The 20,680-nt window shown below is 61.5% G+C and carries 22 protein-coding genes; 11 read left to right on the forward strand and 11 right to left on the reverse strand.

The window, feature by feature from the left end:
- Positions 1–245 precede the first annotated feature (245 nt).
- Positions 246–845, reverse strand: a complete 600-nt coding sequence (locus RWK44_RS15495) for a transglutaminase-like cysteine peptidase (protein ID WP_131662859.1) — start codon at positions 843–845, stop codon at positions 246–248.
- 165 nt (positions 846–1,010) lie between these two features.
- On the reverse strand, positions 1,011–1,850 hold the full coding sequence (locus RWK44_RS15500; RefSeq protein ID WP_131662860.1) for an alpha/beta hydrolase: 840 nt from the start codon (positions 1,848–1,850) through the stop codon (positions 1,011–1,013).
- 177 nt (positions 1,851–2,027) lie between these two features.
- On the opposite strand from RWK44_RS15500, the gene infC reads away from it, so the two are divergent.
- The 5 genes from infC to pheT all read left to right on the forward strand — a co-directional run bounded on the left by infC (position 2,028) and on the right by pheT (position 7,194).
- A complete protein-coding gene (gene infC, locus RWK44_RS15505; RefSeq protein ID WP_072640862.1) occupies positions 2,028–2,564 on the forward strand; it encodes a translation initiation factor IF-3 in 537 nt (178 codons plus the stop codon).
- Between the two features lie 311 nt (positions 2,565–2,875).
- Positions 2,876–3,079, forward strand: coding sequence for a 50S ribosomal protein L35 (gene rpmI / locus RWK44_RS15510; protein WP_003544621.1), 204 nt, complete (start codon positions 2,876–2,878; stop codon positions 3,077–3,079).
- 38 nt (positions 3,080–3,117) lie between these two features.
- The gene (rplT, locus tag RWK44_RS15515) at positions 3,118–3,522 is read left to right on the forward strand and encodes a 50S ribosomal protein L20 (protein WP_003544622.1); all 405 of its coding nucleotides are present in this window, start codon (positions 3,118–3,120) and stop codon (positions 3,520–3,522) included.
- Positions 3,523–3,671: 149 nt separating this feature from the next.
- Positions 3,672–4,754: a phenylalanine--tRNA ligase subunit alpha gene (gene pheS / locus RWK44_RS15520; protein ID WP_024322278.1), complete on the forward strand. Its 1,083-nt coding sequence runs from the start codon at positions 3,672–3,674 to the stop codon at positions 4,752–4,754.
- Positions 4,755–4,770: 16 nt separating this feature from the next.
- Complete coding sequence (gene pheT / locus RWK44_RS15525) at positions 4,771–7,194, forward strand: phenylalanine--tRNA ligase subunit beta (protein ID WP_316029056.1); 2,424 nt, start codon at positions 4,771–4,773, stop codon at positions 7,192–7,194.
- A gap of 54 nt (positions 7,195–7,248) precedes the next feature.
- On the opposite strand, the gene RWK44_RS15530 is transcribed toward pheT, so the two are convergent.
- Both RWK44_RS15530 and RWK44_RS15535 read right to left on the reverse strand, forming a co-directional pair.
- The gene (locus RWK44_RS15530) at positions 7,249–7,608 is read right to left on the reverse strand and encodes a nuclear transport factor 2 family protein (RefSeq protein ID WP_017962862.1); all 360 of its coding nucleotides are present in this window, start codon (positions 7,606–7,608) and stop codon (positions 7,249–7,251) included.
- Between the two features lie 91 nt (positions 7,609–7,699).
- On the reverse strand, positions 7,700–8,695 hold the full coding sequence (locus RWK44_RS15535; protein WP_222011082.1) for an aldo/keto reductase: 996 nt from the start codon (positions 8,693–8,695) through the stop codon (positions 7,700–7,702).
- Positions 8,696–8,929: 234 nt separating this feature from the next.
- Here RWK44_RS15535 and RWK44_RS15540 point away from each other — a divergent pair, with 234 nt between their 5' ends.
- The gene (locus RWK44_RS15540; RefSeq protein ID WP_221944797.1) at positions 8,930–9,838 is read left to right on the forward strand and encodes a LysR family transcriptional regulator; all 909 of its coding nucleotides are present in this window, start codon (positions 8,930–8,932) and stop codon (positions 9,836–9,838) included.
- Positions 9,839–9,882: 44 nt separating this feature from the next.
- Here RWK44_RS15540 and RWK44_RS15545 read toward each other — a convergent pair whose 3' ends face one another.
- Complete coding sequence (locus RWK44_RS15545; protein ID WP_221944794.1) at positions 9,883–10,380, reverse strand: YciE/YciF ferroxidase family protein; 498 nt, start codon at positions 10,378–10,380, stop codon at positions 9,883–9,885.
- Positions 10,381–10,526: 146 nt separating this feature from the next.
- On the opposite strand from RWK44_RS15545, the gene RWK44_RS15550 reads away from it, so the two are divergent.
- Positions 10,527–11,144, forward strand: a complete 618-nt coding sequence (locus RWK44_RS15550; RefSeq protein ID WP_168285031.1) for a hypothetical protein — start codon at positions 10,527–10,529, stop codon at positions 11,142–11,144.
- On the opposite strand, the gene RWK44_RS15555 is transcribed toward RWK44_RS15550, so the two are convergent.
- Complete coding sequence (locus RWK44_RS15555; RefSeq protein WP_077977262.1) at positions 11,134–11,577, reverse strand: GNAT family N-acetyltransferase; 444 nt, start codon at positions 11,575–11,577, stop codon at positions 11,134–11,136. The genes RWK44_RS15550 and RWK44_RS15555 overlap by 11 nt on opposite strands.
- A gap of 14 nt (positions 11,578–11,591) precedes the next feature.
- On the reverse strand, positions 11,592–12,539 hold the full coding sequence (locus RWK44_RS15560; RefSeq protein WP_168285030.1) for an aldo/keto reductase: 948 nt from the start codon (positions 12,537–12,539) through the stop codon (positions 11,592–11,594).
- Positions 12,540–12,717: 178 nt separating this feature from the next.
- Here RWK44_RS15560 and RWK44_RS15565 point away from each other — a divergent pair, with 178 nt between their 5' ends.
- Complete coding sequence (locus RWK44_RS15565; RefSeq protein ID WP_168285029.1) at positions 12,718–13,704, forward strand: Gfo/Idh/MocA family protein; 987 nt, start codon at positions 12,718–12,720, stop codon at positions 13,702–13,704.
- Positions 13,705–13,806: 102 nt separating this feature from the next.
- On the opposite strand, the gene RWK44_RS15570 is transcribed toward RWK44_RS15565, so the two are convergent.
- The gene (locus tag RWK44_RS15570; protein WP_131662864.1) at positions 13,807–14,184 is read right to left on the reverse strand and encodes a GtrA family protein; all 378 of its coding nucleotides are present in this window, start codon (positions 14,182–14,184) and stop codon (positions 13,807–13,809) included.
- On the reverse strand, positions 14,181–15,188 hold the full coding sequence (locus tag RWK44_RS15575; RefSeq protein ID WP_316029057.1) for a glycosyltransferase: 1,008 nt from the start codon (positions 15,186–15,188) through the stop codon (positions 14,181–14,183). The genes RWK44_RS15570 and RWK44_RS15575 overlap by 4 nt, the downstream gene beginning before the upstream one ends.
- A gap of 160 nt (positions 15,189–15,348) precedes the next feature.
- Between RWK44_RS15575 and RWK44_RS15580 the strand changes: the two genes are divergently transcribed.
- Entirely contained in the window at positions 15,349–17,217 is a 1,869-nt protein-coding gene (locus RWK44_RS15580; protein ID WP_316029058.1) for a hypothetical protein, read from the forward strand.
- Between the two features lie 119 nt (positions 17,218–17,336).
- On the opposite strand, the gene RWK44_RS15585 is transcribed toward RWK44_RS15580, so the two are convergent.
- Complete coding sequence (locus tag RWK44_RS15585) at positions 17,337–17,582, reverse strand: hypothetical protein (RefSeq protein ID WP_131662867.1); 246 nt, start codon at positions 17,580–17,582, stop codon at positions 17,337–17,339.
- Positions 17,583–17,923: 341 nt separating this feature from the next.
- On the opposite strand from RWK44_RS15585, the gene xseA reads away from it, so the two are divergent.
- Both xseA and RWK44_RS15595 read left to right on the forward strand, forming a co-directional pair.
- Positions 17,924–19,504: an exodeoxyribonuclease VII large subunit gene (gene xseA / locus RWK44_RS15590; RefSeq protein ID WP_316029059.1), complete on the forward strand. Its 1,581-nt coding sequence runs from the start codon at positions 17,924–17,926 to the stop codon at positions 19,502–19,504.
- A gap of 2 nt (positions 19,505–19,506) precedes the next feature.
- Entirely contained in the window at positions 19,507–20,100 is a 594-nt protein-coding gene (locus RWK44_RS15595) for an NAD(P)H-dependent oxidoreductase (protein WP_316029060.1), read from the forward strand.
- 3 nt (positions 20,101–20,103) lie between these two features.
- Here RWK44_RS15595 and RWK44_RS15600 read toward each other — a convergent pair whose 3' ends face one another.
- Complete coding sequence (locus RWK44_RS15600; RefSeq protein WP_168285025.1) at positions 20,104–20,604, reverse strand: MarR family winged helix-turn-helix transcriptional regulator; 501 nt, start codon at positions 20,602–20,604, stop codon at positions 20,104–20,106.
- Positions 20,605–20,680 lie beyond the last annotated feature (76 nt).

Here is a 20,680-nt window from a genome sequence, read left to right on the forward strand (position 1 = left end):
CGTCACAGGAATCCAGCAGCCGCGCGTCCGCGCGGCGGGAGAACCTCGATTCGGGCTTCATTGCCTGGCGAAGCGAAATCGAAGGATAGCTAAAAGTCTCAAGCACCGAAGTCATTCACGGCGCAGACGCGCCGTGGCTGGATTCCTGTGACGAGCACAGGAATGAGGGAGGAGAGGTGAAGCCAACTCCCAAAAAGCAAAAGGCCGGCAAACCGCCGGCCTTTCCACATTCTCTATTATAACCCTTACCGCAGCGCGCCGACCAGGACGTCGCGGCCGTTTTCGATGGTGACCCAGCGGCCGGCATTGTAGCTCGACTGGCGCTTGACGAAGGAATAGGGGGTCCCGAACCACGGCTTGACGTCGGCGGCGAGGTTGTCGAGTACGAAATCGCCCTCGGCGGTGCGCAGCGTCAGCACCGCATGGCCTTCTCCATCCGGCTTGCGCACGACGGTCATCAGCAGATCGGCAGCCGGAAAGCCGCGCTGGATCAGCATGCGGCGCTTCAACAGCGCGAAATCCTCGCAGTCGCCGGCGGTGGTCGGATAGGCCCAGATCTCATCCTTGCCGTAGATTTCCTTGTCGGTCATCGGTGTGATCGTGCGGTTGGCCGTGGCGTTGACCGAACGCACGAGCGACCACTTCCCCGGGTTCATGGCGACCGGGCCTGCATTGCGGTCTGCGCCGCATTCATTGCGGTGGATCTGACAGAAATCGTAGTGGCCGATCGGCTGTGAGGTGGCATTGCCTGTCACCATGGAAGCATTTCTGCTGGGGGCTGGTATGGCGGCCGTCGCCATCGCAAACATGGCCATCATGGCCACAAAGATACCCTTGATCCGCACGCCCGCTCTTTCCTTGCATCGCCCTTATTTATTAACAAAGTGTTAATGGAGAGGGCCGGAAAGAGTCAATCGTTACTTCTTGGGAAGACCTTACGACCCGCCGATATGGTTAAAATGCAACGGGTTGGGGGACCTGCCTCAGGTGAATTTATCCGCCTCTGCCATTCAAGTGGGCATCTGCCTATTTGTTGATGAACGGATGATGCCTTTGACGGCACTCAAGAGAAGCGCGATATCGCCGGGGCGGGAAAGGCGGTGATCGCCGTCACGGACGAAGGTCAGCACCACGTCGTCGGCGGGAAGATGTTCGACCAGTTTCATCGCATGCGCATGCGGCACGTCGGCGTCTTTCATGCCCTGGAGAATGTGCACCGGGCAGCCTGTTTCGATGATGCCGTCGAGCACCCGGTTCTTTCGGCCGTCCTCGATCAGCGCCCGTGTATAGATGTTGGGTTCCGGGCTGTATTGCGAACGCTCTTCGAAATAGCCGCGCTCGGCCAGCGATTTGCGCTCTTTCGCCTTGAGGTTCGGCTCGATCAGCTCCGAGGTGAAATCGGGGGCGGGTGCGATCAGCACCATCCCTTCGAGCTTTGGGCCTTCGAGCGTCACGCCGCCCTGCGGCGCAAGCTCCTGCGCCAGCCTGAGCGCGATCCAGCCGCCCATCGACGAGCCGACGAGGATCACCCGATCGGGCGCGACATGGCGGATGACGGCAAGCGCCTCCTCCAGCCAGCGCGAGATCGTGCCGTCGCCGAAGCTGCCGCCGGAAAGTCCGTGGCCGGAATAGTCGAGGCGGATGCAGGCGAGCCCAAGTTCTGCCGCCAGCCCGTCGAGTTCCACCGCCTTGGTGCCGCTCATGTCGGAGCGGTAGCCGGACAGCCAGACAAGTGCCGGTGCGCCATTGCCGGCTTGCGCCGGGCGGACGAGCATGGCGATCTCACGCGCCGCTTCGCCGTCGCCGACCGTCAGGAACTGCGGCGCGGAATCGGGCATCTGATCGGACATCGGCGAAACTCCTGTTGTTTTGGCCTATAAAACAGATTCTTGGCAGGCTGACAGCGGGTGATTTTTCCGCTAAAGGATGATATTGACTCCGTTGCAGCGATGACGCGACACGTTTGTGCCCCTGATCGGGAGCGCGAGGCTGCAACGTTCCGAAAACAACGCGAGGAGAATACGACCATTCGCAGACCTTTTAAAACCGATGCGCCCGTGAAGGACGGACCGCGCTCGAACCGTGAAATCCGCATTCCCAAAGTTCAGCTGATCGGAGCTGATGGACAGAATGTCGGCATCGTGCCCACCGACCAGGCTTTGAAAATGGCGGAAGAAGCCGGCCTCGATCTCGTCGAAATTTCCCCCAATGTCGAACCGCCGGTGTGCAAGATCCTCGATCTGGGCAAGCTGAAATATGCCAACCAGAAGAAGGCTGCCGAGGCGCGCAAGAAGCAGAAGATCGTCGAAGTCAAAGAAATTAAGATGCGCCCGAACATCGACACCCATGATTATGAGGTGAAGATGAAGGCGATGGGTCGCTTCTTCGACGAAGGCGACAAGGTCAAGGTGACGCTGAAGTTCCGCGGCCGTGAAATGGCCCACCAGGAACTCGGCATGAAACTTCTGCAGCAGGTCAAGGCCGATACGATCGAGTTCGCCAAGGTCGAAGCCGAACCCAAGCTCGAAGGCCGCCAGATGATGATGGTGCTGGCGCCGAAATAAGCGCCAGGCAGTTTTTCGCCCAAGGCCGTCCGCAAGGGCGGCTTTTGTGCTTTCTGCCACTGTATTTCGGGAGGCGCGAAGATTCCTCCGCCGCCCCGTTGCACTTTCATGACGCTGCGGTTATAAGCGCGCGTCCGAACTGACCGGCAGGGCATGCCGTGGCAGTTTCGAATGCTTGCGGAACGGTTCGTCGCCGATGCCGCAGATCAACAACAAACGCTCCCGCACCTTGTTGCGACGGCCGGAGAACCGGACTTCGCGAGAGGGGCTTTTTTGATAAAGCGCGCAGGGAGGACAGAAGGAGTAGCAAAATGCCCAAGATGAAGACGAAGTCCTCTGCCAAGAAGCGGTTCAAGATCACCGCAACCGGTAAGGTCAAGGCTGCCGCTGCCGGCAAGCGCCATGGCATGATCAAGCGTTCCAACAAGTTCATTCGCGATGCACGTGGCACCATGGTTCTCGCAGAACCGGATGGCCGCAAGGTTATCAAGAATTACCTGCCGAACGGTCTCTGAGACTCGTCCGCGAACGCTAGATTTAAGGAGATCATGATATGGCACGTGTAAAAAGAGGCGTCACCTCTCATGCCAAGCACAAGAAGGTTCTGAAGGCAGCAAAGGGCTTTTACGGCCGCCGCAAGAACACCATCCGTACCGCCAAGGCTGCTGTCGACCGTTCGAAGCAGTACGCCTACCGCGACCGCAAGGTCAACAAGCGCAACTTCCGTGCGCTTTGGATCCAGCGCATCAACGCCGCTGTGCGTGAATTCGGCCTGACCTACGGCCGCTTCATCGACGGCCTGAACAAGGCTGGCATCGAAGTCGACCGCAAGGTTCTCTCCGACATGGCGATCCACGAGCCGGAAGCATTCGGCGCGCTTGTCAGCGCCGCCAAGAAGGCTCTTGAATACCTCAAGGAAGCCGGCACGGCGAACGAGTTTGAAGGCGCGGTCAAGTAACCAGCGCTTCCCAAGCTTTTGAATTTATGATTTGGGAAACCCGCGCTGGTTTGGGCTAGCGCGGGTTTTTCTTTCTTTATATTCCTGGCGCCGGCCGGCGCCGCCTGCCTCCCGATCGCCCGCCTGATACTGGACGGAAAGAAGTGACAATGTCAGATATCGACCAGCTCAACACATCGCTGCTCGCCGAAATCGCCGCCGCCGATGACGAAACGGCGCTCGAAGCCGTGCGCGTTTCCGCCCTTGGCAAGAAGGGCTCCGTCTCCGAACTGTTGAAGACGCTCGGCGCCATGACGCCGGAAGAGCGCCAAAGCAAGGGCGCGGCGATCAACGTTCTGAAGAACGCGGTGACCGAGGCGCTCACCGCCCGCAAGACGACGCTCCGGCAAGCGGCGATCGATGCGCGGCTGAAAGCCGAGACGGTCGATGTCAGCCTGCCGGTGCGCTCTTCGCCCGCCGAGCGCGGCCGTATCCATCCGATCAGCCAGATCGTCGACGAGATCACCGCGATCTTCGCTGACATGGGCTTCTCGATCGCCGAAGGTCCCGACATCGAGACCGATTATTACAATTTCACCGCGCTGAATTTCCCCGAGGGCCATCCGGCCCGCGAGATGCACGACACCTTCTTCTTCAACCCGGATGAGAATGGTGAGCGCAAGGTGCTGCGCACCCACACCTCGCCGGTGCAGGTGCGCACCATGGAGGCGCAGACGCCGCCGATCCGTATCATCATTCCCGGCAAGACCTACCGCCAGGACTCGGACGCCACCCATTCGCCGATGTTCCATCAGGTCGAGGGCCTGGTCGTCGACAAGAAGGCCAATGTCGCCAACCTCCGCTGGGTGCTGGAAGAATTCTGCAAGACCTTCTTCGAGGTCGACAGCGTGACGATGCGTTTCCGCCCGTCCTTCTTCCCCTTCACCGAGCCCTCTTTCGAGGTCGATATCCAGTGCGACCGCTCCGGTCCGATCGTCAAGTTCGGCGAGGGCACCGACTGGATGGAAATCCTCGGCTGCGGCATGGTCCACCCGAACGTGCTGCGTTACGGCGGGCTCGATCCGGACGAATATCAGGGTTTTGCCTGGGGCATGGGCCTCGATCGCATCGCCATGCTGAAATACGGCATGCCCGACCTGCGCGACTTCTTCAACGCCGACGTCCGCTGGATGACGCATTACGGCTTCCGCCCGCTCGACATGCCGACGCTGTTCGGCGGCCTCAGCGCTTGAACGGAGAATTGGGACGATGAAATTCACGCTCTCCTGGCTGAAAGAGCATCTGGAAACGGATGCCGGCCTCGATGAAATCTGCACGCGCCTCACCGAAATCGGGCTGGAGGTCGAGGATGTCGACGACAAGGCGGTATTCAAGCCCTTCGTCATCGCCAGAGTTGTCTCAGCCGAAAAACATCCGCAGGCCGACCGCCTGAAGGTGCTGATGGTCGACACCGGTTCCGGAGCACCGGTCCAGGTCGTCTGCGGCGCCCCGAATGCGCGCGCCGGTCTCATCGGCGCCTTCGCGGCGCCCGGAACCTATGTTCCCGGCATCGATGTCACGCTCGCCGTCGGCAATATCCGCGGCGTCGAAAGCCATGGCATGATGTGCTCCGAAAAGGAGCTGCAGATCTCCGACAGTCACGACGGCATCATCGATCTGCCCGAGGATGCGCCGGTCGGCCAGAGTTATGCCGCCTATGCTCATCTCGACGATCCTCTCATCGAGATCAACCTGACGCCCAATCGGCCGGACTGCACCTCGATCCACGGCATCGCCCGCGATCTCGCCGCCTCCGGCCTCGGCACCCTGAAGACGCGGCCCGCCCCGTCCTTCGCCGTCGAGGGTGAGACGCCGGTCAAGCTGACGCTCGATCTCGACGATCCGAAGCTCTGCCCGGGCTTCGCGCTGCGCCTGGTGCGCGGCGTCAGGAACGGCCCGAGCCCGCGCTGGATGCAGCAGCGGCTGCTCGCCATCGGCCTGCGTCCCATCAATGCGCTCGTCGATATCACCAATTACATGACCTTCGATCAGGGCCGGCCGATGCACGTCTTCGACGTCGCCAAGGTCAAGGGCAACCTGACTGTGCGCCGCGCTAGAGAAGGCGAAACCGTGCTGGCGCTCGACCAGCGCGAATATAAGCTCGGCCCGAACAATGTCGTCATCGCCGACGAGAACGGTATCGAATCGATCGGCGGCATCATGGGCGGCGAACATTCCGGCTGTGATGAAAACACCGTCGACGTGCTGATCGAATCCGCTCTTTGGGATCCGATGAACATCGCCAAGTCCGGCCGCGCGCTCGGCATCATCACCGATGCCCGCTATCGTTTCGAACGCGGCGTCGATCCGGAATATATGGTTCCGGGTCTTGAGCGCACGACGGAGCTGGTGCTGGAGCTTTGCGGCGGCACCCCGGCCAAGGCCGAGATTGTCGGCTACAAGGGTTACGAACCGAAGATCGTCGACTTCCCCTATTCGGAGGTCAAGCGCCTGACGGGCCTCGACGTCTCGAATGAGGAAAGCAACACGATTCTGACGCGCCTCGGCTTCACCGTCTCCGGTTCCGGCGAGCGCGTCTCCGTCGCCGTCCCCTCCTGGCGTCCCGATGTCGACGGCAAGGCCGATCTCGTGGAAGAAGTCATGCGCATTCACGGCGTCGACAATATCAAGCCGGCGCCGCTTGAAAGCCATGCGGCCGTCAACGCCAAGATCCTGACGACGCTGCAGATCCGCAGCCGCCTCGCCAAGCGCGCGCTCGCCGCGCGCGGCATGCTCGAAGCCGTCACCTGGTCTTTCATTCCGGAAGACCAGGCCAAGCTCTTCGGCGGCGGCTCGCCCGCCCTCAAGCTTGCCAACCCGATCGCCGCCGAAATGTCGGATATGCGCCCGTCGCTGCTGCCGGGCCTGCTGTCTGCTGCCCAGCGCAATGCCGACAAGGGTTATGGCGACGTCGCCCTCTTCGAGGTCTCCGGCACTTATGAGAACGATCGGCCGGACGGTCAGCGCCGCGTCGCCGGCGGCATCCGCCGCGGCACGGCCTCGCTTGCCGGCGCCGGTCGCGCCTGGTCGAACGCCGCCAAGGGCGGTGGCAAGCCGGTCGACGTCTTCGACGCCAAGGCCGATGCGCTCGCCGTCATCGAAGCCTGCGGCCTGCCGATGGGCAATATCCAGATCGAGCAGGGTGGACCGGAATGGTATCACCCCGGCCGCTCCGGCACGATCAAGATGGGACCGAAGGTCGTGCTCGGCTATTTCGGCGAATTCCATCCGCTGACGCTGGAATCACTTGATGTCTCCGGCGCTCTCTGCGGCTTCGAGGTCTATGTCGACGCCATGCCGGAGGCCAAGCGCAAGGCGACGCGCACCAAGCCGGCGCTTGAGCTGTCGCCCTTCCAGCTGGTCCGGCGCGACTTCGCCTTCGTCGTCGACAAGGCGGTGGCATCAGGCGCCATCGTCAAGGCCGCCACCGGTGCCGACCGCAAGCTGGTCACCGGTGTCAATGTCTTCGATATCTTCGAAGGTGCATCGGTTGGCGACGGCAAGAAATCGGTGGCGATCGAGGTGCAGATCCAGCCGGTCGAGCGCACGCTGACGGATGAGGATTTCGAGGCGCTGACGCAGAAGATCGTCGCCAGCGTGATGAAATTTACCGGCGGTGTTCTCAGAAGCTGAGCTTCATCCAACGTCGCCAGATAATGGACCGGTCGCGAATGGCGGCCGGTCTTTTCACCGATGCAGATGGAAGAGTTTGCTGACGATCGTCCAGCGGCCGTCGATCTTCAGCAGCGAGAGATAGTCGGTAAAGCGCATTCCGGCGAAATCGTCGGTGACCTTGACGCTTGCCGCCTCACCCTCGACATCGACACTCTGAATGTCCATGTAGGGCTGCGTGCCGGGCGGCGCCGGCTCCTCCTGCAGGATCGCGGCGATGAATTCGTCCCGCGTCAGCCATTCGACCGCATTTTCGTAATGGCCGATGATCGAGCTTTTCGGATGAAAGGCCTTTTTCAAGGCTGCCTCATTGGCGAAGGCCATGCCTTCGACATAGAGATGAACCGTCTGTTCGACTGCCTGCCTGTCCGACATATTGTCATCCCGTTCTCAGAGATGGCGTTAGATAGTTTCGCCAGCCCCGAAGGCAAGCCCGGCCGGTTGTGATCGACCGGGCTTTTCCAGGTCAGATATTCGTCATGGCAAGCGAGGCGTCCGAATAGCGCTTGCCGGCTACCTGTCCGGCGGGGATCGCTTCGCTGAGCTGCTCGAGTTCCGCCGGGCTCAGCACGATATCGGCAGCGGCCGCATTCTGTTCGAGATGGTGAAGCTTGCGGGCGCCGGGGATCGGCACGATGTCGTCGCCCTGGCTCAATACCCAGGCGAGCGCGAGCTGCGCCGCCGTTACGCCCTTCTCGGCGGCAAGCCGCTCGAGCGTCGAGACGAGGGCGGCATTGGCGTCGAAATTTTCCGCCTGGAACCGCGGCACCTGCCGACGGAAATCGTCGGCAGCGAGATCCTCCACTTTGCGGATCGCCCCGGTCAGGAAGCCGCGGCCGAGCGGGCTGTAGGGCACGAAGCCGATGCCGAGTTCGCGGCAGGTGGCAAGCACCTCCTCTTCGGGATCGCGCGTCCAGAGCGAATATTCACTCTGCAGGGCTGCGATCGGATGGACCGCATGGGCGCGGCGAATGGTGGCGCTACCGGCTTCCGAAAGCCCGAGCGCCCGGACTTTGCCTTCCTTCACCAGTTCCGACATGGCGCCGACGGTCTCTTCGATCGGCACGTTGGGATCGACCCGGTGCTGGTAGAAGAGGTCGATGGTCTCGATGCCGAGGCGTTTCAGCGAGGCCTCGGCCACGACTCGCACATGCTCGGGGCGGCTGTCGACGCCGGCGATGGCGGCAGCGCCCGGCTTGCTGGCATCGATCTTGAAGCCGAATTTGGTGGCGATTACCACGCGGTCGCGGAACGGCTTCAGCGCTTTGCCGAGCAGAACCTCGTTGGTAAAGGGACCATAGACTTCGGCGGTGTCGAAGAAGGTGACGCCGAGATCGATGGCGCGATGCAGCGTCCTGATCGATTCCGCATCGTCGCTGGCGCCATAGGCAAAGCTCATGCCCATGCAGCCAAGGCCGACGGCAGAGACGGTCAGATCGTTTCCGAGTTTCCGGATTTTCATGATGTGCTCCTCTGAGCTGATTTTGAGCCGCCAGAGCATGATGCCGAAAAGTGTGAGCGATTTTCGGACGACATTATGCTCTAACTATTTAATTCAGAATAGGATTCAGATTTTAGGCCGACCGGCCTGAAATCACGCTGTTCTGGATGCTTGCGGTACCGACAGACCATATCGCTGCGCTATCAATCAGAAAATACATGCAGTTTCTAACAGGTTGTTCTATCATTTCGATCAATGAACAGAACACAGCTTTCACAACTCGCCGTTCTCGCCGCCGTCTCGGAGCATCGCAGCTTCCGGGCGGCGGCGAAGGAACTCCTCGTCGCGCCCTCGGCCATCAGCCATGCGATATCGAGCCTCGAGGAAAGTCTGGGGGTGCGGCTTCTGGCGCGCACCACCCGCAGCGTCGCGCCGACGGAAGAGGGCCGCCTGCTACTTGAAAGACTTCGTCCCGCACTCGAGGAGATCGATATCGCCTTGGAGGCCGTCCGCGATACGCGCGCCAAGCCGGCCGGAAACCTGCGCATCACCGCCCCGCGCTTCGCCTCCGATCTGCTGCTCGCTCCCCGGCTCGGCGACTTTCTCAACCTCTATCCCGATATCACCCTGGAGATCGCCAATGAGGATGGGTTCACCGATATCGTCAAGGAGGGTTTCGATGCCGGCATCCGGCTGGAAGAGAGCCTCGAGGCCGATATGATCGCCGTCAGGGTCTCGCCCAATCTGACGACGGTGATCGCCGCTTCGCCCGAATATTTCGAGCATCATCCAAAGCCCGAGCATCCGCGCGATCTCGTCCATCACCGCTGTATCAAGCGGCGCTTCACCAATGGCTCGATCTATCGCTGGGAATTCGAAAAGGACGGGCAGGAACTCGTCGTTTCGGTCGATGGACCGCTGATCGTCAGCGAGGACCGGCTGGCCCTGCTTGCGGCGCTGAACGGCGCCGGCCTTGCCTATCTGTTCGACATGCGGGTCTACGACGAACTGGCGGGCGGCACACTTGTGCGGGTGCTGGAGGATTGGTGCGCGCCCTATTCCGGGCCGTTTCTCTATTACCCCAGCCGGCGGCAGATGCGGCCGGCGCTACGCGCCTTCATCGATTTCTTCAGATACAGCGAGCAGGATACGGGCGGCCGGTAAGGAATGGAAGCCGGGCCGCCCGTACCATCAGAGCGCCGTTTCCATCAGGCAGCCTTTGCCTTCTGGTTTGCCGCCGTGGTGGCGAGCTGAGAGAGGATCTTGTCGGTGGCCGTTTCCTCCTGCAGCGTCTGGTCTAGCAGGCTGACGGCATCCTTGAGGCCGAGGGTCGCGGCCCAGGTCTTCAGCGTGCCGTAACGGGCGATTTCATAATGCTCGACGGATTGGGCGGCCGAAATCAGGCCGGCGTCGAGAGCCGGGGTGCCCTTGAATTCCTCCATGATTTCCTCGCCCTCGGCGATGATGCCCTGGATCGCCTCGCAGGTCTTGCCCTGCGCGCGTTTGCCCATCAGTTCGAAGACCTGCTGCAGGCGCTCGACATGTCCTTCGGTCTGCTCGCGGTGCTTTTCAAGGCCCGCCTTCAAATCGGGGGATTGGGCAGCACGCGCCATCTTCGGCAGGGCGCGCAAAATCTGCCGTTCGGCGAAGTAGATGTCCTTCAGCGTGTCGTAGAAGAGATCTTCCAACGTCTTTTCCTTGGCCATTTTCTCAATCCTTGTTCTGGGAAAAACCGCGAATGCGGCGACACATTAAGAAGCGAGGATCGCGCCAATTGTTCCCGATCGATTTCGGGTGGACTGAAAATTGGTGCGGGGCGATGATTCTTACCGTCGACATGGGAGGTAAAGTCATGCGAAAGCCGGGTTCGATGAAAGGTCTGGAGGATCTCGGCCGCGTGCGGCTGTCGCAAAACTTCTTCCTCCGCGATTTCCTGCATTCCGAAATCGCCGATTTCCATCGCATCCCCAATATCCCCGAAGATCCCGATCTAGCGATCGACGCGGGCAAGAGGCTTTGCGAGGAATTGCTGGAGCCACTGGAAGCGACGTTCGGGCGCCTGCACATCCGTTCCGGTTATCGTTCGCCCACGGTCAACAGGTTCGGCAACGAGAACAAACTGAACTGTTCGACCAATGCCGCCACATCAGCGCATCACATCTGGGATATGAGGGATTTTGACGGCTGCATGGGTGCTGCCGTCTGCATCGCCGTGCCATGGATGATCGACCACTACCACGATGAAAGCGACTGGCAGCGGCTCGCCTGGTGGATTCACGACCACCTGCCTTATGCCTCGCTCTGCTTTTTCCCCAAGCTCTGGGCCTTCAATATTCAGTGGCACGAACGGCCGAAGCGGGTGATCCAGAGCTATATCAGCCCGCGCGGCATACTCACCAAACCGGGTATGGCCAATTGGAAAGGCGATCATTCCGAATGGTATGGGAATTTTCCATCGCTCAAAAGGTGATCCTATAGCGGATATGGCCGTCGCTCTCGACATAGCTGTCATAGAGCGCTCGCGCGGTTCTGTTCTGCTCGCTCGTATGCCAGTAGAGCCGCGACCAGCCCTTGGCTCTGCAGGTCGAAACGAGATCGTCCATCAGCGCCCGCCCGACGCCTTTGCCACGCGCATCGGCATCGACGAACAGGTCTTCGAGATAGCAGTCCCTGCCGTGGATCCACGTGCCCTCATGGGTGAGATAGAGCGCAAATCCCATGATCCTGCCGTCGACGTCGGCGACACGCATCGCGATTGCCGACTCCGGATCGAAGACCCGGCGCCATGTGGAATCCGTGATATCGGCATCGACCGTGACGTCATAAAAGGCGAGATAGGCCGCCCACAGTTCGCGCCAGCGGGCTTCGTCCTCGGGGCGGGCATCACGTATCGTCACGGTCATGGCGTCTCTTTCTTTCAGGCGCCGGCTTCGTCGAGCAGCGCCATCGCCTCATCGGAAAGCGCCAGTGTCGCCGATTTCGCCAGGCTTTCAAGCTGCGAAAGACTGGTCGCGCTGGCGATCGGCGCCGTCACGCCCTTCTTGCGCAGCAGCCAGGCGAGCGAAATTTCTGCCGGCGCTGCACCGGTCTCGCTTGAAACCGTGTCGAGCGCGGCCAGGATGCGCAGGCCTTTGTCGTCGAGATATTGCGAAACTCGGCCCTCGCGTGCGCGGCCCTGCGTATCGGACTTGCTGCGGTATTTGCCGGTGAGGAAGCCGGCGGCGAGGCTGAAATAGGTGATGACGCCGATGTCTTCTTTGACGCAGAGATCGGCAAGCGGCCCCTCGAAGCTTGCGCGCTCATAGAGATTATATTCCGGCTGCAGCACATCGTACCGCGGCAGGCCGGCCTTCTCGGCAGCGGCGAAGGAAGCCTGAAGCAGTGTCGCATCATAGTTTGAGCAGCCGATGGCGCGGATCTTGCCCTGCTGCTTCAGCTTGGCATAGGCGCCGAGCGTTTCCTCGTGCGGCGTATCTTCATCCGGCCAGTGCGAGAGATAGAGGTCGATATAGTCGGTCTGCAGCCGGCTGAGCGAATCCTCGACCGCCTTCAGGATATAGGTCTCCTTCAGCGTCTTTCCCTGCCCCATGTCGGAGCCGACCTTGGTGACGATAACGGCCTTGTCGCGGGAGACCTTGGCTTGGCTCAGCCAGCGCCCGATAATCTCCTCGGAATCGCCGCCCTTGTTGCCCGGAACCCACGAGGAATAGACATCGGCCGTATCGATCGTATTCAGGCCCGCGTCGAAGAAGGCGTCGAGAATGGCGAAGGATGTTTTTTCGTCGGCTGTCCAGCCGAAGACATTGCCGCCGATGACGATCGGCGCGATCGAAAGACCAGTTTTTCCAAGTCGGCGCATTTCCATGACGCTCTCCAGAAGTGTGAAGGAATTGAAATCGCGGATACGGCAGGATGCCGCCCTGCGCAACTTAGTGCGATCCGCGCATCCGGGAAGGCAAACTTCCGTGATTTCGGGCCGCGCCATTGCGCCGCAGCTAAGGCCTGAATATGGTTCGCGGAAATCAGTTCGGGAGACTTGGATCATGCTGCGTTTCGGTATCATTTCAACGGCGAAGATCGGCCGCGACAATGTCGTTCCGGCGATCCAGGATGCAGAGAATTGCGTCGTCACGGCGATTGCCAGCCGTGATCTCAGGCGCGCAAGAGAGATGGCCGACCGCTTCTCGGTGCCGCATGCCTTCGGCTCCTACGAGGAGATGCTGGCCTCCGACCTTATCGACGCCGTCTACATCCCGCTGCCGACCTCGCAGCATATCGAATGGTCGATCAAGGCGGCAGATGCGGGTAAACACGTGCTCTGCGAAAAGCCCTTAGCGCTGAAATCAGGCGATATCGACGATCTGATCGCCGCCCGCGACCGCAACCGGGTGGTTGTCACCGAAGCCTATATGATCACCTATTCCCCGGTCTGGCAGAAGGTGCGCTCGTTGATCGACGAGGGCGCCATCGGTTCGCTCCGGCATGTACAGGGCGCCTTCACGTATTTCAATCGCGACCCCGCCAATATGCGCAACGTCCCCGAGCTCGGCGGCGGCGGCCTTCCCGATATCGGCGTCTATCCCGTTATGGGCACGCGTTTTTCCACCGGCAAGGAGCCGCTCTGGATCCAGGCGATCACCGAGCGCGATCCGGATTTCGGCACGGATATCTATTCGAGCGTCAAGGCCGATTTCGGCGATTTCGAGCTGAGCTTCTATATCTCGACGCAGATGGCCAACCGCCAGGTCATGGTCTTCCACGGCACCGAAGGGTACATCGAGGTCAAGTCGCCCTTCAACGCCAATCGCTGGGGGCCGGAAGAGATCGAGCTTGCCGACCGCAGCCACACTGAATCGCGCATCTTCCGCTTCCAGGACAGCCGCCAGTACAAGCGGCAGGTCGAGGCCTTCGCCCGGGCGGTGACGAACGGCAAGGAAGAGATCGTCACGCTCGAAAATTCGAAGCTGAACCAGAAGGTGATCGATGCGATCTACCGGGCCAGCGAGAAGGACGGCTGGGAGGCAGTCTAGCGCATAACCCGAAAATAGGAATCGATTTTCGGAAAGGATTATGCGCCACTTCAGAGGGTTAGAGCGTCCTTAGCGCGTCCTATTGGACGCGCGGCGCTCTAATCACTCGGCGCGGAAGACGAAGCGCGAATAGCCGAAGAAGCTGAAGATCATCGAGGCGATGCTGGCGATCACCATGGCCGCCAGCGGCTGAAGCGGCGGCAGCGACAGCAGCAGCGCGGAATAGAGCCCGTAGTTGACGAGCGCTGCCGTCACCCCGACCGAGCCATAGCGGAAGCCTTCGGCGGCAAGCGAACGGCCGGAGCGATCGAAGGTGAAGCTGCGGTTGAAAGCCCAGGTCGCGGCCATGGCGAAGACGATCGCCACGAGCCGCGCCAGAAACGGCCCGAGCGACGTCAGATGGAGCAGCGCCGACAGGATGCCGGCATCGACGAGGAAGCCGATGCCGCCGGCGATGGTGAAGCGGACGATCTTCCTCATGCCGCATCCGCCTTGCCGGAACGCGGACGCGATACCGGCCCTGCGGCACTGAGCGGTGCCTTCAACGCGCTCGGCCTTTCCAGGCTCATATAGTGAATACGAAGCTGTTCGGCGCGGGCACGCGCGACGGAATCCAGGATGACGCCAGCGGTGAACAGCATGAAGGAGATCATCATCAGCGCCGTTGACAGCACCCAGGTCGGCATACGGCTGACGAGACCCGTCTCGAAATATTCCGCCAGCACCGGCGCCATGAAGCCGAGGCTCGTCAGCATGAAGGTGGCGCTGATCGCGCTGAAAAAGGCGAAGGGCCGGGTTTCCTTCATCAGCATCGCGAACATCCAGAGGATCCTGGCGCCGTCGCGGAACGTCGAAAGCTTGGAGTGCGAGCCTTCCGGCCGGCGGCCGTAGTCGAGCTCCAGCTCGCTGACCGGCAGCTTCAGCCGCGAGGCATGCACGGACATCTCGGTTTCGATCTCGAAGCCGCCAGATACCGCCGGGAAACTCTTGACGAAGCGGCGCGAAAACGCGCGGTAGCCGGAAAAGATATCGGTGAAGTCGGGGCCGAAGATCATCCGGTAGAGCAGGTTGAAAAGCCGGTTGCCGAGCGCATGTCCCTGACGGCCGGCATCGGCGTGCACGCCGCGCCTGGTGCCGACCACCATGTCGGCGCGCTCGGTGAGCAGCGTGCGCACCAGTTCCTCGGCATCCTCAGGCGCATAGGTGCCATCGCCGTCGGCGATGATGTAGATGTCGGCGTCGATATCGGCAAACATGCGGCGCACGACATGACCCTTGCCCTGACGCCGCTCGCGCACGACATGCGCGCCGGCAAGCATTGCCTGCAGCGCGGTGCCGTCGGTGGAATTGTTGTCGTAGACGTGGATCGCAGCATAGGGCAGCGTCGCCCGGAAACCCTGCACGACAGGGCCGATCGTCGCCGCTTCATTATAGCAGGGGAGCAGGACGGCAATATTCAGATTATCGGTACGCGATCGGGCCATGACTCTACTCGTTACACTTGAAAGCCGCGCTCAGCCTAAATCATGCGCCGTTAATAAGACCCTATGACGCAGGCAAAATCGGCGGCTGCCACAAACGGCTTTACACTTTCTTGATCGGCGACGGCTAAAGTTCGGGTATCGAAACGAACCGCTAACCACAATGAACGCTGTGCAGCCGATCCCCCATGCATCCTCCGCGATCGACGCTCCCAGGGGCGGGCTGCCCGCTCCCACGGGCGGGCTGCGCGACCTGCTGACGCGTCTCTGGCCAACCGTCATCGCCTATAGCGTCATCCTTGCTGCCGCCATCCTCATCACCAAGCTTTCCGTCGCCACCGATTACGTCGGCCCCGACAATGATGACGGAATGCGTCTCGTCGAGGTTCGCGATTTTCTGGCCGGGCAGGGCTGGTTCGATCTGATGCAATACCGTCTCGGCCTCGATGGCGGCACGCTGATGCATTGGTCGCGGCTGATCGATATGCCGATCGCCTCGCTCATCTGGTTCTTCGGCCTGTTTGCGCCCCGCGAGACGGCCGAAGCGCTGGCGCTCGCCGCCTGGCCGGTATCGCTCATCCTGCCCGCCATGCTCGCCATGGCGGTCGCCGGCCGGCGCATCGGCGGGGTTGCCGCCATGCATATCAGTCTCGGCTTGACCGGTCTTGCGATCTACACCGGAAACCGTTTCGCGCCGGGCGCCATCGATCACCACAATGCGCAGCTGGCGCTGGTCGCGACGATGATCGCGATGCTGCTGGATCCAGAGCGTCGCGCCTGGAGTTACGCGGTCGCCGGCATCGCGGCAGCCGTTGCCATCGCCATCGGCGCCGAGACGACCCCCTTCGTCGCCGCCGTCTGCCTGACCATTGCCTTGCTCTGGGCGTGGGAGGGCGAAAATTTCGCCGCCGCCGCCAAGGCCTTCGGGCTGGCGCTCACGATTGCGATCAGCATCCTTTTCTTCGCAACGGTGCCGCCCCGGCTTTATTCGACGGTCACCTGCGACAATCTCTCGCTCGGCTATTACAGCCTGGCGGCGATCGGCGGCGGGTTGCTGTTGTTTTCGGCGGTTTTTGCCAGCCGCTTGCGCCGGCCCCTGCGCTTTGCCGCACTCGCCGTCGTCGGCGCCGGCGTTCTCGGTTCGGCGATCGTGATCGCACCGCAATGCCTGAGCGATCCGCTGGTCGGTCTCGACCCGATGCTGGTCGAGCTCTGGCTCAGAAATGTTTCGGAAGCGCAGTCGATTTTTGCTCTCGCACGCACCGATCCCTTCGCGATCGGTGCCTTCTATGCGGCCGGCCTGTTCGGCATCGCCGTCTGCATCTTCCGCGTCGTCCAGCGTGACCGCGTGCAAATCCACCTGGTCCTGCTCTTCCTGCTGATGACGAGCTGGGCTATCGCGCTGGTCCAGGTGCGCGGTTCGACGTTCTCGAACCTGATCTCGATCCTGCCGCTTGCTCTGCTGATCATCGATATCAGGCGCATCTCCAACAGCGACAGCGAGAATGTCGCCGCCGCCTTCATCTATATCGTCACCGTGCTCGCCAGTGCTCCGGCCGCCTGGGCCGTCGGTGGCGGGTTTATCTCGCTGCAGATGCAGAATGCTGCACAGAAAAAGGCGGCAGAGCCGGCAAAGAAGATTTCCTGCACATCGCAAGCGGCGCTGGCGCCGCTCGCCGGGCTACCGGCCGGACTGGTCTCGGCGCCTTCAGAAATGGGCGTGCCGATCCTCCGCTTCACCGCGAACCGGGTTCTCTCCGCGCCCTATCATCGCAATCAGGGCGGCATGCTGACGGAGCTGCATATCGGCATGGCGGAGCCGCGGGAGGCGGAAGCCTTCCTGAAGGGGACCGGCGTGACGGTGCTTGCCTTCTGCCTCGGCGATCTGCAGACCCGCGAGATCACCAAACTGAAGCCGGATGGGCTCTATGCTGAGCTCGGCAAGGGCAATATCCCGCCCTATCTGGAACCGCTTCCGAAGGCGGCGGACGTGGGCGTTCAGTTCTTCCGCTATCGGCCGGCGACGAATTGACGCCGGCAATCTTCAGGATGGGATAACCATGTCGCGACAACGACATGCGTAAAAACAAAGCAAGCGCGGGAAGCCAATCTGAAGGATCGCGACGCCCTTATCAGTGTGAAAACGCGCTGTCAGTTTGAAACGCGCATGGCGCGACGAAGGCGCTGATTGGCATAGAGCCCGAGCACGAAGAGCATGAGGCCGCCATTATAGCCGAGCACGGCATAGACGAATGCGAGAATAGACACCGGCCCGGGCGAGGTGATCGCCGCCAACGCGAATGTCATTCCGATCAGCGCGGCGACCAGCGCGATCACGCCAGCCGAACGCGTCTGCCCGGCGCTGACGCCCAATGCTGCTGCTGTGAGAATAATCATTTCAGCACCTTCCCAGAGAGAACGAGGGGAAGCATAGGAAGCGCCAACTAACAAAGATTTACCGGCGATCTTCGCCGAAAAGCCTTTGTATTGCGGTGGTTAGCAATCCCTTTCGGGTAAAACGCGTATTCTAACTATCCGTTCCGCACCAAAACATATTTACACGATTTTGTTGTTTGTCCACCTGGCCGCAACGTATGCATGTGCAGGATGCCAGGAGATGAGCGTGCTTGATGCAATGGCGACGAACCCCTCCTCACAACGATTTCAACGGCTGGGAAAACCGATCCCAAAGCCCGTGCCACCCTTCCTGTTTCCAGCGGATGGACATAGAAAGAGGGATGAGCAACGTCTTCGACGGCGATTCGCCGACCAACCTTGCCGAATATTCGGTTTCGGAACTTTCCGGCTCGATCAAGCGCACCGTCGAAACCGCCTTCGACCAGGTTCGCGTGCGTGGCGAAATCTCCGGCTATCGCGGGCCGCACTCCTCGGGCCATGCCTATTTCGCGCTGAAGGACGACCGCGCCCGCATCGACGCCGTCATCTGGAAGGGCACCTTCTCACGGCTGAAATTCCGCCCGGAAGAGGGCATGGAAGTCATCGCTACCGGCAAGGTCACTACCTTTCCGGGCTCCTCGAAATATCAGATCGTCATCGAGACGCTGGAACCGGCCGGCGCCGGCGCTCTGATGGCGCTGATCGAGGAGCGCAAGCGCAAGCTCGGCGCCGAGGGCCTGTTCGATGCCGCCCGCAAGAAGCGGCTGCCCTTCATGCCCGGCGTCATCGGCGTCGTCACCTCACCGACCGGCGCCGTGATCCGCGATATCCTTCACCGCATCTCCGATCGTTTTCCCGTGCATGTCCTCGTCTGGCCGGTGAAGGTCCAGGGCGAGGGCTCCGGCGAGGAGGTGGCAAACGCCATTCGCGGCTTCAACGCGCTGGAACCCTCAGGCGCCATCCCGCGCCCGGATGTGCTGATCGTCGCGCGCGGCGGCGGCAGCCTGGAAGACCTCTGGAGCTTCAACGACGAAATCGTCGTGCGTGCCGCCGCCGAAAGCGCAATACCGCTGATCTCGGCCGTCGGCCATGAGACCGACTGGACGCTGATCGACTATGCCGCCGATATCCGTGCGCCGACGCCGACGGGGGCCGCGGAAATGGCGGTTCCCGTCAAGGCGGAGCTGGAGGCGCAAGCCGCCGCTCTTGCCGCGCGCTTGCAGGGTTGCATGAACCGGCAGATGGATCAGCGCCGCCATTCGGTGCGTGCTCTGATGCGGGCATTGCCGTCGCTCGATCAGCTTCTCGCCTTGCCGCGCCGCCGTTTCGACGAGGCGGCAATCGGCCTCGGCCGCGGACTGGAGCTCAACACCATCAACAAGCGTCGCGGCTTCGAGCGTGTTGCCGCGCATCTGCGTCCTGATGTGCTGTCCAATCGCATCGCCGAGCGCCGCCAGACGCTGAACGAGCGCATGGCCCGGGCCGAGCGCATGGTCGAACGGCTGATCGACCGCTCGAAATCACGCGTCGACCGCGCCGAAGCCATCCTCGCCTCGCTGCCAGCCCGGCTGAAGACCCAGACCGACCGCGGTCGCGAACGCATCGGCAATCTTTCGCGCCATGCCGATACGGCGGTCCGCCACCAGCTGACCCGCGCGCGCGCCGAGCTTTCCGCGCAGGACCGCGTGCTCCAGTCGCTCTCCTATAAGAATGTGCTGAAGCGCGGTTACGCCGTCATTCGCGATGAGGATAACAGGCCGGTCTCGCAGGCTGCTCACCTCTCCGCCGGCATGGGCATCGCCATCGAATTCGCCGACGGCCGTGTCGGCGCGATGACCACGGAAGGTGGCACACCGCCGGCCGGTGCCAAGAAGCGCAGCGCAAAACCCGCCGAACCGCCGAAGCAGGGAAGCCTGTTCTGACGATGCGAATCCTGCTGGTGCTTGCCCATCCGTTGGAGGACAGTTTCGCCGCCGCCGTGGCAAGGACTGCGCGTGAGGCGCTGGAAGCAGCAGGCCATACGGTCGACCTGCTCGATCTCTATGCCGAAAATTTCGATCCACGCCTTTCGAAGGCCGAGCGCAGCGGTTATTTCGATCAGCCCTACGATACCTCAGCCGTTGCCGATATCGTCGCCCGCCTGAAGGCTGCCGAAGGCCTGATCTTCGTCTTTCCGCAATGGTGGTTCAATTTCCCCGCCATCCTGAAGGGTTTCTTCGACCGTGTTTTCGCTCCCGGCGTTGCCTTCAGCCATGATGCCGCCGGCGGCCGTATCGTGCCGCAACTGACCAATATCAGGCTGCTCTATGCGCTGACGACGACAGGCTCGCCCTGGTGGCTGGTGCGTCTCTATATGGGCGATCCGGTGCGCCGGCTGTTGAAGCGTGGCATCGCCGCCTTCTGCTCGAAGGGATTGAATTTCCGCATGCTCAGCCTGCACGACATGGACCGGGCCACCGATGCCAAGCGCAGGGCGCATCTCAATCGCGTGCGCAAGCTGCTATCGGCAGTTCGATAGGCGCTATTCGAAGTCCGCAAGAAACCTGCGCAGCAGCCTGTCGAGTTCCGCCTTGTCGGCCGCGCTCAGACTTTTCGCCAGCCGGTGCTGATTGGCGACATGCGCATCGACGGCGGTCTCCACCGTCGCAAGCCCTTTTTCCGTCAGTGCGATGAGCACGCTCCTGCGATCCTCCGGATTGAGGATACGTTCGACGTAGCCCGCCTTCTCCAACTGGTCGATGCGGTTGGTCATCGTGCCGGAGCTGACCATGGTCATCTCCAGAAGCGCCCCCGGCGAAAGCCGGTGGGGGGCGCCGGCGCGGCGTAGCGTCGCCAACACGTCGAAGGCGGAGGACGAAAGCCCCTGCCGCATGAGCACGGCCTCCACCTCGCGGCCGAGATGGGTACTCAGACGTTTCAGACGCCCGAGGATGCCCATCGGTTCGACGTCGAGGTCCGGCCGCTCCCGTCGCCATTGCGCCAGGATCTTGTCGACATGGTCCATCTTGCCGTCTTCGCTCATGCTCCATCGATACCATTCATTATCTTGACGTCAAGATAAGAAGGTGTAGGATTAATTTATCTTGAAATAGAGATTC

This window comes from Rhizobium sp. 25PS6, assembly GCF_032464655.1.
GTDB lineage: Bacteria > Pseudomonadota > Alphaproteobacteria > Rhizobiales > Rhizobiaceae > Rhizobium > Rhizobium laguerreae.